Genomic DNA, 11,795 nt, shown 5'->3' with positions numbered 1-11,795 from the left:
AAAGATATTGTCCAGACTCGCTGAATTTCGTGCAGCTGAAAAGGCCCTTCAGGAACAGCTCAAACAGCTGGAATCGCTGAAGAACGATGCCGGGCTCAAGAAAGAAATCGAATTCGAAGAGAAGCTCCAGGGACTGATGAAAAGCTACGGCAAAGGCCTGAAAGACATCATCGCCATTCTCGATCCGAACCCGGCAAAGTCCGGCCTGCAAGCGCCTGCAGCGCCCAAGACCCGCCGCGCTCGCGTGGTCAAGGTTTACCAGAACCCACACACTGGCGAACTGATCGAAACCAAGGGTGGCAATCATCGCGGCCTGAAAGCCTGGAAAGAACAGTACGGTGCATCCACTGTTGATTCCTGGTTGCGCGGTTAATCTGACGCCAGCAAAAAGCCCTGCTCGATGCAGGGCTTTTTTATTGACAATATCTAACAAATGAGATGATTTTCATCAAATAAGTTAGAATTTTGTGTAACGTTAGTGAGTCAGTCGCTTAAACATTCTGCTGCGCGATGTTGCCGTGAGTACCTGATAAAACTTTGTGCTTAATCCTTTCCGGTATTCAATTTTCAGCGACTTAGTACGAACGTCTATAGTTTCAGGCTGTTGCGAGCAGCCACTATTTCGTCCTCGCTCGCCTTATAAACCTCTGCCTGGCCGGCGTATGAAAGTACATAAGCCTTGTCCGATTGCACAGCTGCCACCAACGTTTGTGATAATACGTGCCGGCCATTTTCGGTTACCGTGCAGGTCGTCTCCAGCCCGGTCAATGCACCCAGTGCTGCGGGATGAATCCTGTTGCATACGCTTTGATAACCACTGCGGAAAAAATCCTTCTGAATGGATTTGCGCATCTCCAGCAGCACACCCTGCAAATTGACCTGATGCCCCGCCTCCACCTGGCTCATGGTCAACTCCATCACCATCACCTGGTTACCATCGGCATCGTGCTTCACCGCCCTTTGTCGCGAGACCGGCGCTGCGGTGTCCGGCAAGGCTTCAACTTCCCAGCCTGCCGGCCAGGTGATGGCTGGTTCGGCCACCGCCGGAAAAACCACGGTCGACGACAAGACAAAAAAAACAAACACGGATTTGAACAGTCGGATCATTGCCGGACGCACTCGCAGGTAGAAGACAAAGTCTGAGCCCCGCCTTCGCGCAGGGCAAGCCCGCCTTGCATTTGGCGATGCCGGCCGGCATGCGTATCATTGCGCCCATACACTTGCCCATTGTTATTGGAGGGCCCATGAGCCTCAACGAACTGAACACTTGTCCCGGCGTGACTGCTACGCCAGACAGCGCAACCCGCAACTTCGTGTTCAACCACACCATGCTGCGCGTCAAGGACATCACCAAGTCGCTGGATTTCTACACCCGCGTGCTGGGTTTTTCGCTGGTCGAGAAACGTGATTTCCCGGAGGCCGAGTTCAGCCTGTACTTTCTCGCGCTGGTCGACAAAGCACAGATCCCGGCTGACGCCGCTGCACGCACCGAGTGGATGAAATCGATCCCGGGCATTCTCGAACTGACCCACAACCACGGCACCGAAAACGATGCCGACTTCGCCTATCACAACGGCAACACCGACCCGCGCGGCTTCGGCCACATCTGCATTTCGGTGCCGGATATCGTCGCGGCATGTGCACGTTTTGAAGAACTGGGTTGCGATTTCCAGAAGCGCTTGACCGATGGCCGCATGAAGAGCCTGGCGTTCATCAAGGATCCGGATGGTTACTGGGTTGAAATCATTCAGCCTGCGCCGCTGTAAAAGCTGAAAGCCCCTCACCCTATCGCTCTCCCAGAGGGAGAGGGGACAGATTGGGGGATGCTGGAGAATTACACCGACCTGAACGATTGGCGGTGAACCCATAATCGACTGGATCTTTCCGGTTGACAGAAAACGCCAGACCGCTCGGTCGGCTCCCTCTCCCTCGGGAGAGGGCTGGGGTGAGGGGCAGCTTTACGCGCGCATAAAAAAACCCATGATCACTCATGGGTTTTTTCGTTTTCGAGGTGGCAATTACGCCGGTGCCGAAGTCCGGATCAAGTGATCGAACGCACTCAGCGAAGCCTTGGCGCCCTCGCCTACCGCAATCACGATCTGTTTGTAAGGCACAGTCGTCACATCACCGGCTGCAAAGATTCCCGGGATTGAAGTCTCGCCACGGTTATCGACAATAATCTCGCCACGCGGCGACAGCTCAATGGTGCCCTTCAGCCAATCGGTGTTGGGCAGCAGACCGATCTGCACGAAGATGCCTTCCAGTTCGACCGTGCGCAGCTCATCAGTGCTGCGATCCTTGTAGCGCAGGCCGTTGACCTTCTCGCCGTTGCCAGTAACTTCAGTGGTTTGCGCACTGGTGATCACGGTGACGTTCGGCAGGCTGTGCAGTTTGCGTTGCAATACGGCGTCGGCGCGCAGTTGCACGTCGAACTCCAGCAGCGTGACGTGCGAGACGATACCGGCCAGATCGATGGCTGCTTCAACGCCGGAGTTACCGCCGCCGATCACCGCCACACGCTTGCCCTTGAACAGCGGGCCGTCGCAGTGCGGGCAGTACGCCACACCTTTGTTGCGGTATTCCTGCTCGCCCGGGACGTTCATTTCGCGCCAGCGTGCGCCGGTCGCGAGGATTACGCTCTTGGCTTTGAGGGTGGCACCGCTGGCGAAGCGGACTTCGTGCAGCTCGCCATTCTTGCCCGGGATCAGCTTGTCGGCACGTTGCAGGTTCATGATGTCGACGTCGTACTGCTTGACGTGTTCTTCCAGCGCCGTGGCCAGTTTCGGGCCTTCGGTTTCCTGTACGGAAATGAAGTTTTCGATGGCCATGGTGTCCAGCACCTGACCGCCGAAGCGCTCAGCGGCGACACCGGTGCGGATGCCTTTGCGTGCGGCATAGATCGCGGCCGAAGCGCCGGCCGGGCCACCGCCGACGACCAGTACGTCAAACGCTTCCTTAGCGCTGATCTTCTCGGCTTGACGGACAATGGCGCCGGTGTCGAGTTTGGCGAGGATTTCTTCCAGACCCATGCGGCCCTGGCCGAAGTTTTCGCCGTTCAGGTAGATGCTCGGCACAGCCATGATCTTGCGATCGTTGACTTCGTCCTGGAACAACGCGCCGTCGATGGCGACGTGGCGGATGTTCGGGTTGAGCACGGCCATCAGGTTCAACGCCTGGACGACGTCCGGGCAATTCTGGCAAGACAGCGAGAAATACGTCTCGAAGCTGAACTCGCCTTTGAGCGAGCGGATCTGCTCGATCACTTCAACGCTGGCCTTCGACGGGTGGCCGCCGACTTGCAGCAGGGCCAACACCAGGGAAGTGAATTCGTGGCCCATCGGGATACCGGCAAAACGCAGGCTGATGTCGGCTCCCGGGCGGTTGATCGAAAACGATGGCTTGCGCGCGTCGTCACCGCTGTCGATCAAGGTAATCTGGCTCGAAAGACTGGCAACGTCTTTCAGCAGGTCAAGCATTTCACGGGATTTCGCACCGTCGTCGAGGGATGCAACGATCTCGATCGGTTGGGTGACCCGTTCCAGGTACGATTTCAACTGGGCTTTAAGATTGGCGTCCAACATACGGGCGATTTCCTTTATTTGAGGCAAAAAAAAGCCCGAGCGAATCTCGCCCGGGCATTTTTATTGGGCGGTGCAGCTAACTTAAGAAGGTGCGGCGTACCGCCCTGCGTTGCATGTCACAGACTCAGATCTTGCCAACCAGGTCCAGGGACGGAGCCAGAGTGGCCTCGCCTTCTTTCCACTTGGCCGGGCAAACTTCGCCTGGGTGTGCAGCGACGTACTGAGCAGCCTTGATCTTGCGCAGCAGCTCGGAAGCGTCACGGCCAACGCCGCCATCGTTCAGTTCGACGATTTTGATCTGGCCTTCAGGGTTGATCACGAAGGTGCCACGGTCAGCCAGGCCAGCTTCTTCGATCAGCACGTCGAAGTTGCGGGAGATGACGTGGGTCGGGTCGCCGATCATGGTGTATTCGATTTTGCCGATGGCTGGCGAAGTGTTGTGCCAGGCAGCGTGAGCAAAGTGGGTGTCGGTCGAAACGCTGTAGATTTCCACGCCCAGCTTCTTGAACTCAGCGTAGTTGTCGGCCAGGTCTTCCAGCTCGGTCGGGCACACGAAGGTGAAGTCGGCTGGGTAGAAGAACACTACGGACCACTTGCCTTTCAAGTCAGCATCCGAGACTTGAACGAAGTCGCCGTTTTTGAACGCGGTAGCTTTGAACGGTTTTACTTGGCTGTTGATGATAGGCATCGATGACTCTCCGTCAGGGGTTATGAAGTTGATGGGTGAATCCTACCCACTCACTCGACGGAAGGCTCATTGGCAAACCTGATACTGCTGATTTGTTTTCGCTATTAGCTGACTGTATTAATAGAAGAAAACGATCTCTACGGTTGATCCGGCTTATCCATAATCCGAGCCATTCCCTGGAATGGGCTGACCTCAACATAGCGCATGGCGGATTTCATGTCCTTCCAGCCAACGTAACTCATCAGCGATTTCAGATCCCAACCGCTTTGATGCGCCCAAGTTGCAAAGCCGCGTCGCAACGAATGACTGGTATAACCGGCGGCGGCAATCCCGGCGCGCTGCAAGGCCTGACGCAGCAGAGGAATGATGCTGTTGGCGTGCAGGCCCTCTTCGCTCAGATTGCCCCAGCGATCAATACTGCGGAATACCGCGCCGCGCACCAGTGCTGCCTCTGTGATCCAGTCGATATAGGCCTGCACCGGGCACAGCTTCAACAACGCCGGGGCCTGATAGGTCTGTCCGAGATTTTCCCGATCACCCTTACTGCGCGGCAGATACAACGTGATTCCCTTGCCGGCACTCGCCTGCACATGCTCGACCTGCAAGCGGCACAACTCGTCGCTGCGGAAGCCCCGCCAGAAACCCAGCAGAATCAGCGCACGATCACGATGGGCCTTGAGCAATGTCGGGCGGTCCTGCTCTTGCCGGGCGGTCTGCGCTTCGTGCTCCAGCCAATCGATCACTCGCTGCAGATCCTGCAGCTGCAACGGCTCGGCCTGTTTTTCCTGCGCTGGATGCAAGGCGCGAATCCCCTTGAACACCTTGCGCACCACTGGCGCCTTGGTCGGGTCGGCAAAACCCTGACTGCTGTGCCACTGCGCCAGCGCCGACAGACGCAGTTTCAGCGTATTGATCGACAACACGCCGGCGTGCTCCACCAGATAACGCGCAACGCTGTCGGCGGTGGCCGGCAGGAAACCGCCCCACGACACCTCGAAATGCTCGATGGCCATGCGATAGCTGCGGCGGGTGTTGTCTCGGGTGGCGGCTTGCAGATAGCGATCGATGTCACTCATGGGCAGTTTTCTCGCTGGCGTACTGGATCAGGTATGCAGATGCGCATTTTGCCGTCTGACATTGGGTAATACCAGTATATCCCGCCTGTTTTATTTCAATTATTTACCTACATTTTTAGCGTGGTACACTGCATACTTTAGTGGCATGTACCACAGTACGTAACCGTAGGAGTTCACATGGCCCGTGGCGGCATTACTAAAGCATTGGTGCAAATCGCTCGCACAGCGATCCTGGCTCGCGGCGAACACCCGAGCATCGATGCAGTACGCATCGAAATGGGCAACACCGGCTCGAAAACCACGATCCATCGCTATCTGAAAGAATTGGACGATGGTGCCCAGCCCACAGAAGCCTCGGCAGAACCGATAGATGATGAGTTGACCGCCCTCGTCTCGCGCCTTGCCCAACGCCTGAAAGAACAGGCGCAGGAGCCCATCGAGCAAGCCCGCGAGCAGTTCGAAGAGCAACGCGAAGCACTGGGAGCCGAGCTGAAACAGGCTCGCCAGGCGCTGGAAAAACTCGAACACGACCACGATATTCAGGGCGCCGCGCTGCAACGCGAATCCGAAGCGCTGAGCAACACCCGCTCGATGCTGCAAACCGAACAGACGCGCAACGCCGGCCTGAATCAGGCATTGGCCGACTTTGAATTGCGCTTGCAGGACAAGGACGAGCAGATTCGCTCACTGGAAGAAAAGCACCTGCACGCCCGCGATGCGCTGGAGCATTACCGCAATGCGACCAAGGAACAGCGCGAGCAGGAACAAGCCCGCCATGAAGGGCAAATCCAGCAGATCCAGGCCGAACTGCGCCAGGCTCAGCAGAGCGCGCTGGTGCGTCAGGATGAGATCACTCAGCTGCACCGCGATAACGAACGCCTGCTCACCGAGAACCGTGGCACCCAGCGTGAGCTGAACCTGCTGCAGGACCAGCTCAAGCAGAGCAATCAGCGTCAGGATCAATTGCTCGAGCAGGCCACGCGCATGGAAAGCGAGCGCACCCTGCTCCAGGAACGTCTACGCGTGGCGACACTGGAAAGCCAGGCGCTCAAACAGAGCGTCGACGAGCAGACGCAGCTCAATCAGGCACTGGAAAAGGAATTGCTCAAGGCTCAGGCAAGCCTGGAAGACAGCCAGCGTCTGGCGGCTGCCGTTGCAGCAGCGCCAGATTCGGCCAAAGCGAAGGATGTTTAAGCGCTGACCGGTGTGCGCATGGTGACGAACTCTTCGGCGGCCGTCGGGTGCACCCCGATGGTGTCGTCGAAGTCGCGCTTGGTCGCGCCGGCCTTCAAGGCAATCGCCAGGCCCTGCACGATCTCGCCAGCGTCCGGGCCGACCATATGGCAGCCAAGCACCTTGTCAGTCCTGGCGTCGACCACCAGTTTCATCAGGGTTTTCTCCTGACAGTCAGTCAGGGTCAGCTTCATCGGCCGGAAGCGGCTTTCGAAAATCACCACCTCATGGCCGCATTCGCGCGCTTCCTCTTCGCTCAGACCGACCGTGCCGATGTTCGGCAGGCTGAACACCGCCGTCGGGATCATCTTGTAATCCACCGGGCGATATTGCTCTGGCTTGAACAAGCGTCGAGCCACGGCCATGCCTTCAGCCAGTGCGACCGGGGTCAATTGCACGCGACCGATGACATCGCCCAGCGCGAGAATTGACGGCTCGGTGGTTTGATACTCGTCGTCGACTTTGATGAAGCCCTTGTCGTCGAGCTGCACATCGGTGTTTTCCAGGCCAAGGTTGTCCAGCATCGGACGTCGGCCGGTGGCGTAGAACACGCAATCGGCTTCGAGTACACGACCATCCTTGAGCGTTGCTTTCAAGCTACCGTCGGCCTGCTTGTCAATGCGTGCGATGTCGGCATTGAATTGCAGATCGAGACCGCGCTTGGTCAACTCTTCCTGCAGATGCTTGCGTACCGAGCCGTCGAAACCACGCAGGAACAGATCGCCGCGATACAGCAGCGTCGTGTTGGCACCGAGGCCGTGGAAGATCCCGGCGAACTCGACGGCGATATAACCGCCACCCACCACCAGCACCCGCTTGGGCAGCTCTTTGAGGAAGAACGCCTCGTTCGAACCGATCGCATGTTCATGCCCCGGGATCTCAGGGATCTGCGGCCAGCCGCCGGTGGCGATCAGAATGTTTTTCGCGGTGAAGCGCTCACCATTGACCTCGACCTCGTGCGGCCCGACGATTTTGGCGTGCGCTTCGTGCAGGGTCACGCCACTGTTGACCAGAAGATTGCGGTAAATGCCGTTGAGGCGATTGATCTCGCGATCCTTGTTGGCGATCAGCGTGGCCCAGTCGAAGTTCGCTTCGCCCAGGCTCCAGCCAAAACCGGACGCCTGCTCGAAGTCCTCGGCAAAGTGCGCGCCGTAGACCAGGAGTTTTTTCGGCACGCAGCCGACGTTGACACAGGTCCCGCCCAGATAACGACTCTCGGCCACCGCCACTTTCGCCCCGAAACCGGCGGCAAACCGCGCAGCCCGCACACCGCCGGAACCGGCACCAATCACATAAAGGTCAAAATCGTAGGCCATTTCTATCTCCTCGGCAGGCCATCAGCATACCCGCAGTCATCCATTGGGCAAGCACTGCCGTTTATATAAGGACGGAAAATGAAAAAGCCACCCGAAGGTGGCTTTATCTTGCAGACGGGGCAAATGCTCTTAGTAAGCCTTGCCAGTCTTGTAGAAGTTTTCGAAGCAGAAGTTGGTCGCGTCGATGTAGCCTTCAGCGCCACCGCAGTCGAAACGCTTGCCCTTGAACTTGTAGGCCATGACGCAGCCGTTCTGGGCCTGTTTCATCAGGGCATCGGTGATCTGGATTTCACCGCCCTTGCCTGGCTCGGTCTGTTCGATCAAGTCGAAGATGTCCGGGGTCAGGATGTAACGACCGATGATCGCCAGGTTCGACGGCGCGTCTTCCGGCTTCGGCTTCTCGACCATGCTGTGCACGCGATAGATGTCATCGCGGATCATTTCGCCAGCAATCACACCGTACTTGTTGGTTTCTTGCGGATCGACTTCCTGGATGGCGACGATCGAGCAGCGGAACTGTTTGTACAGCTTGACCATCTGGGTCAGCACGCCGTCGCCGTCGATGTTGACGCACAGGTCGTCCGCCAGTACCACGGCGAACGGTTCGTCACCGATCAGCGGGCGGCCAGTCAGGATCGCGTGGCCCAAACCCTTCATTTCGGTCTGACGGGTGTAGGAGAACGAGCACTCGTCCAGCAGCTTGCGGATGCCGACCAGGTATTTTTCCTTGTCGGTGCCCTTGATCTGGTTTTCCAGCTCGTAGCTGATGTCGAAGTGGTCTTCCAGAGCACGCTTGCCACGACCGGTGACGATGGAGATTTCAGTCAGGCCCGCGTCCAGTGCTTCTTCAACGCCGTACTGGATCAGTGGCTTGTTTACCACCGGCAGCATTTCTTTAGGCATGGCTTTGGTCGCTGGGAGGAAGCGAGTGCCGTAACCGGCTGCTGGAAACAAGCATTTCTTGATCATATAAGTCCTTGAAAAGGCTGTGTGTACGAGTTTCGAGGCAGTCTAATCAGGCGGCGTGCGCCTTACAATGCCCCGCGCTGGCTAACCGATGCCAACATAGAGAAATATTCGCGCGGATAGTTCCGTCGAGGTTTTTCAGCGGCGAATTCAGCGTAGCCCAGGATCGTGAGCATCGGGGTCACCATACGCTTATCAGCTCCCAATGCGAGCATTTGCCGCTATCATGGCGCCTTTGAACCAGCGAATGAGACAGACTAGATGGCCGCGGTAAAAATCATCAACGGGTATGTGATCGACAAGAAAGACGGCAAGTGGACGCTGACCACCACCAATGGCGAACACATCGCCGGGCCTTTCGACAGTGAACAGATGGCGACGGATGTGGCCTCGGTATTCACCGATACGCCTGCATCATCCAAGCGTCGTGGCAAAGATCAGGACTGATCCCGTTGCCGCACGTCCCAGGCCCTGCCAGCACGCAGGGCTTTTTTGTGCCTTGTTGGCAAACAAGTGGCCAATCGCTATAACCTTTTCATCGCGGCGCTGTCAGAGCCTCCAGTCCCCCACTTGAAGACCACGCAACCATGAACCTGAACAAACTGCAGCCGCTCTTCGCGGCATTAGTACTGAGCGGCTGTGCCACCTCGCAGCCGACCTATCTGAACAATGGCGAACAGGGCCTGAGCATCGATTGCTCCGGCGAAGCCAACTCCTGGGCAATGTGCTACGAGAAAGCCGACGCTTCTTGCGCAGGCACCGGCTATCGCATCGTCGGCACCGACGGCACACCGGCGCCAAAGGAAGATGATAAAACCCTCGGCGTCGACGTCGGCAATTACAAGACCCGCAACGTCGTGGTCGTGTGCAAATAGTCGCTACATGTGGATTTCGGCGAACTTGATCCCGAGGCCACGGACGACCTCGATCAACTCGTCGAGCCGACTGAAAGACTCGACTTCATCATTGTCGTCCACCAGGAAGTAGCTGCGCCCTGCACTCTTCTTGAAAAACACGATCCATTCACCGGGATTCGCCGGGTTCTGGATGATATGGGTGGCAGAGACAAGGCCCTCTGCATGACGCTCGCGCACGTGCTCTCGCTTCATCGCAACTCCAAAAATGACAATGCCGTCACAGCAGGACTGTGACGGCATCGGATGCTGATGTTCAGTAGTCTATCAGCCGGAAATACAGGCGTTCGCGGCTTTCTGCACATCGTGGGGGCGAACCGGCACATTGGACATTCGCTCATGCAGTTTGATGCTGCTGCCGCCAGCACGATCTTCGATATCAAACACCGCTGCCGGGCCTGAAGACAGTTTGCCCGGGACGATCACCCGAACCCCATCCTTCTGCGGCTGGACCTGCAGCGCACCACGGCTGTCAGCAAGCTTGTCGGTCAGGCACTGCGCGTACTCCTGAGGCTTTTTGCCGGAGATCACGCTCATGGTTGGCAGCGTTTCATTGATTTCGGAAACATTTGCACAACCGGCCATCGCCAGAATCAACGGCACACACGCCACACCCCACTTCATATAAATCCTCCGTTAAAGACCGTCCGACAGCATGAAAGCCGCTTTTCTCCGGGGCCTTGCGCATTTAACCCGCATGCCATTGCGAATATCTGTTCAAAATTTGTCAAAGCATCGCCCGACGGCCAGATAATAACCCGTGCGGGCTGATAAACTGCGTCCATCGACAAGCTATCGTTTTGATTTAGTAGAAAAAGCCCTTCTGGAGGCGCCCATGAAATTCATTCACCAGCGCGAGCACCTCAACGAAGACGACATCGTCGTCATTCAATGCTCGCAGATGTGCAACATCCGTTTGATGAACGACGCCAACTTCCGCAGCTTCAAAAACGGCGGCCGTCATACCTATCACGGCGGCGCGTTCGACACCTTCCCGGCGCGCATAACCGCGCCGAGCACCGGCTTCTGGAACATCACTATCGACACCGTCAATCGCCGCGCAATCAGCGTGACGCGCAAGCCGACGCTGACCCATTCGATCAAGATCATCCGTCGCTCCAGCACCAAACTGAGCTGAGACGCGCAGCCTATTCTGAAAGGAAACCACCACCGTGGCGCAAACAACCAAATATGTGATCAAGTACAAACTGGACGGCGAGCAGCGTTTCGACTTCGCAGAACTCGAAAACGGCACTGACGAGGAAGCGAAAGCGGCGCTGAAAAAAATGCACACTGATGAAGAGCTCAGTGACATCAAGGTCAGCAAGGCGCTGTAACAAACACCATGCAACCGACCACCTTTGACCTGTTCGCCGACAACGAACCCGTACAGGAACCGCGCGCCGAGCAGATCGGCGAGCAATCGTGGGTGCTGCGCGGGTTCGCCTTGCCTCGGGTCGAGCAACTGCTGACGGCGCTCAAGGCCATTCTTGCTGCCGCCCCGCTCCGCCACATGGTGACGCCGGGTGGGTTCAGCATGTCGGTCGGCACCAGCAGTTGCGGGCAACTGGGCTGGATCACCGATCGCAGCGGTTACCGCTATTCCAGCGTCGATCCACTCAGCGGCTTGCCCTGGCCGTCGATGCCGGCGGTGTTTGCCAATCTGGCGCACGAGGCGGCAGCGCAAGCCGGCTTCAAGGATTTCCATGCCGACTCCTGCCTAATCAACCAGTATGTGCCCGGCGCCAAGATGTCATTGCATCAGGACAAAGACGAAAAGGGCTTTGCTGCGCCCATCGTTTCATTGTCGCTGGGTCTGCCGGCGATGTTTTTGTTTGGCGGCTTCGAGCGCAGCGATAAAAGCCAGCGTATCCCGCTGTTGCATGGCGACATGGTGGTCTGGGGCGGCGCGGATCGCCTGCGCTATCACGGGGTGCTGCCGGTCAAACCCGGCCATCACCCGCGCTTGGGCGAACGACGTATCAACATCACCTTCCGCGTCGCCGGGGATCAGTAAAAGT

Annotated in this window: 16 protein-coding genes; 8 read left to right on the top strand and 8 right to left on the bottom strand. The window is 57.5% G+C overall.

Annotated features, from left to right (window positions below; translation table 11 throughout):
• Positions 1-7 precede the first annotated feature (7 nt).
• A complete protein-coding gene (locus QRN33_RS03890) occupies positions 8-373 on the top strand; it encodes a histone-like nucleoid-structuring protein, MvaT/MvaU family (protein ID WP_042606858.1) in 366 nt (121 codons plus the stop codon).
• Between the two features lie 215 nt (positions 374-588).
• Here the strand turns inward: QRN33_RS03890 and QRN33_RS03885 are convergent, their stop codons facing one another.
• Complete coding sequence (locus QRN33_RS03885) at positions 589-1,107, bottom strand: DUF4946 domain-containing protein (RefSeq protein ID WP_285407214.1); 519 nt, start codon at positions 1,105-1,107, stop codon at positions 589-591.
• A gap of 137 nt (positions 1,108-1,244) precedes the next feature.
• Between QRN33_RS03885 and gloA the strand changes: the two genes are divergently transcribed.
• A complete protein-coding gene (gene gloA, locus QRN33_RS03880; protein ID WP_285407212.1) occupies positions 1,245-1,766 on the top strand; it encodes a lactoylglutathione lyase in 522 nt (173 codons plus the stop codon).
• A 252-nt stretch (positions 1,767-2,018) separates the two neighbouring features.
• Here gloA and ahpF read toward each other — a convergent pair whose 3' ends face one another.
• From ahpF to QRN33_RS03865, 3 genes are all read right to left on the bottom strand, one after another.
• A complete protein-coding gene (ahpF, locus tag QRN33_RS03875) occupies positions 2,019-3,581 on the bottom strand; it encodes an alkyl hydroperoxide reductase subunit F (protein WP_116658052.1) in 1,563 nt (520 codons plus the stop codon).
• Between the two features lie 124 nt (positions 3,582-3,705).
• Positions 3,706-4,269 carry an alkyl hydroperoxide reductase subunit C gene (gene ahpC / locus QRN33_RS03870; RefSeq protein ID WP_016774916.1) on the bottom strand — a complete coding sequence of 188 codons (564 nt, stop codon included), beginning with the start codon at positions 4,267-4,269 and terminating at the stop codon, positions 3,706-3,708.
• 137 nt (positions 4,270-4,406) lie between these two features.
• Positions 4,407-5,345 (bottom strand): site-specific integrase, encoded by a 939-nt coding sequence (locus tag QRN33_RS03865; RefSeq protein ID WP_285407208.1) that lies wholly within the window; start codon positions 5,343-5,345, stop codon positions 4,407-4,409.
• A gap of 177 nt (positions 5,346-5,522) precedes the next feature.
• Between QRN33_RS03865 and QRN33_RS03860 the strand changes: the two genes are divergently transcribed.
• Positions 5,523-6,539 (top strand): DNA-binding protein, encoded by a 1,017-nt coding sequence (locus QRN33_RS03860; RefSeq protein ID WP_285407206.1) that lies wholly within the window; start codon positions 5,523-5,525, stop codon positions 6,537-6,539.
• Here QRN33_RS03860 and gorA read toward each other — a convergent pair.
• The gene (gene gorA, locus QRN33_RS03855; protein WP_083352665.1) at positions 6,536-7,894 is read right to left on the bottom strand and encodes a glutathione-disulfide reductase; all 1,359 of its coding nucleotides are present in this window, start codon (positions 7,892-7,894) and stop codon (positions 6,536-6,538) included. The two genes, QRN33_RS03860 and gorA, sit on opposite strands and share 4 nt — an antisense overlap.
• A gap of 129 nt (positions 7,895-8,023) precedes the next feature.
• Positions 8,024-8,863 carry a UTP--glucose-1-phosphate uridylyltransferase GalU gene (galU, locus tag QRN33_RS03850; RefSeq protein WP_024013124.1) on the bottom strand — a complete coding sequence of 280 codons (840 nt, stop codon included), beginning with the start codon at positions 8,861-8,863 and terminating at the stop codon, positions 8,024-8,026.
• 258 nt (positions 8,864-9,121) lie between these two features.
• Here galU and QRN33_RS03845 point away from each other — a divergent pair, with 258 nt between their 5' ends.
• The gene (locus tag QRN33_RS03845; RefSeq protein WP_016774922.1) at positions 9,122-9,307 is read left to right on the top strand and encodes a hypothetical protein; all 186 of its coding nucleotides are present in this window, start codon (positions 9,122-9,124) and stop codon (positions 9,305-9,307) included.
• Positions 9,308-9,447: 140 nt separating this feature from the next.
• Positions 9,448-9,735 carry a hypothetical protein gene (locus QRN33_RS03840; RefSeq protein WP_042606852.1) on the top strand — a complete coding sequence of 96 codons (288 nt, stop codon included), beginning with the start codon at positions 9,448-9,450 and terminating at the stop codon, positions 9,733-9,735.
• A gap of 3 nt (positions 9,736-9,738) precedes the next feature.
• Here QRN33_RS03840 and QRN33_RS03835 read toward each other — a convergent pair whose 3' ends face one another.
• Positions 9,739-9,969, bottom strand: a complete 231-nt coding sequence (locus tag QRN33_RS03835; protein WP_042606851.1) for a hypothetical protein — start codon at positions 9,967-9,969, stop codon at positions 9,739-9,741.
• 72 nt (positions 9,970-10,041) lie between these two features.
• On the bottom strand, positions 10,042-10,398 hold the full coding sequence (locus QRN33_RS03830; protein ID WP_042606850.1) for a hypothetical protein: 357 nt from the start codon (positions 10,396-10,398) through the stop codon (positions 10,042-10,044).
• 211 nt (positions 10,399-10,609) lie between these two features.
• Between QRN33_RS03830 and QRN33_RS03825 the strand changes: the two genes are divergently transcribed.
• Genes QRN33_RS03825 through alkB form a run of 3 tightly spaced genes read left to right on the top strand, consistent with a single transcriptional unit; the run spans position 10,610 to position 11,791 of the window.
• On the top strand, positions 10,610-10,912 hold the full coding sequence (locus tag QRN33_RS03825) for a DUF1883 domain-containing protein (RefSeq protein ID WP_007912251.1): 303 nt from the start codon (positions 10,610-10,612) through the stop codon (positions 10,910-10,912).
• A 34-nt stretch (positions 10,913-10,946) separates the two neighbouring features.
• Positions 10,947-11,111, top strand: coding sequence for a hypothetical protein (locus tag QRN33_RS03820; protein ID WP_227972439.1), 165 nt, complete (start codon positions 10,947-10,949; stop codon positions 11,109-11,111).
• An 8-nt stretch (positions 11,112-11,119) separates the two neighbouring features.
• The gene (gene alkB, locus QRN33_RS03815; protein ID WP_227972440.1) at positions 11,120-11,791 is read left to right on the top strand and encodes a DNA oxidative demethylase AlkB; all 672 of its coding nucleotides are present in this window, start codon (positions 11,120-11,122) and stop codon (positions 11,789-11,791) included.
• Positions 11,792-11,795 lie beyond the last annotated feature (4 nt).

This window comes from Pseudomonas sp. FR229a (assembly GCF_030209115.1).
GTDB lineage: Bacteria > Pseudomonadota > Gammaproteobacteria > Pseudomonadales > Pseudomonadaceae > Aquipseudomonas > Aquipseudomonas moraviensis_A.
The sequence above is the reverse complement of the archived record's forward strand: the minus strand, read 5'-3'. Positions and strand labels throughout refer to the sequence as shown.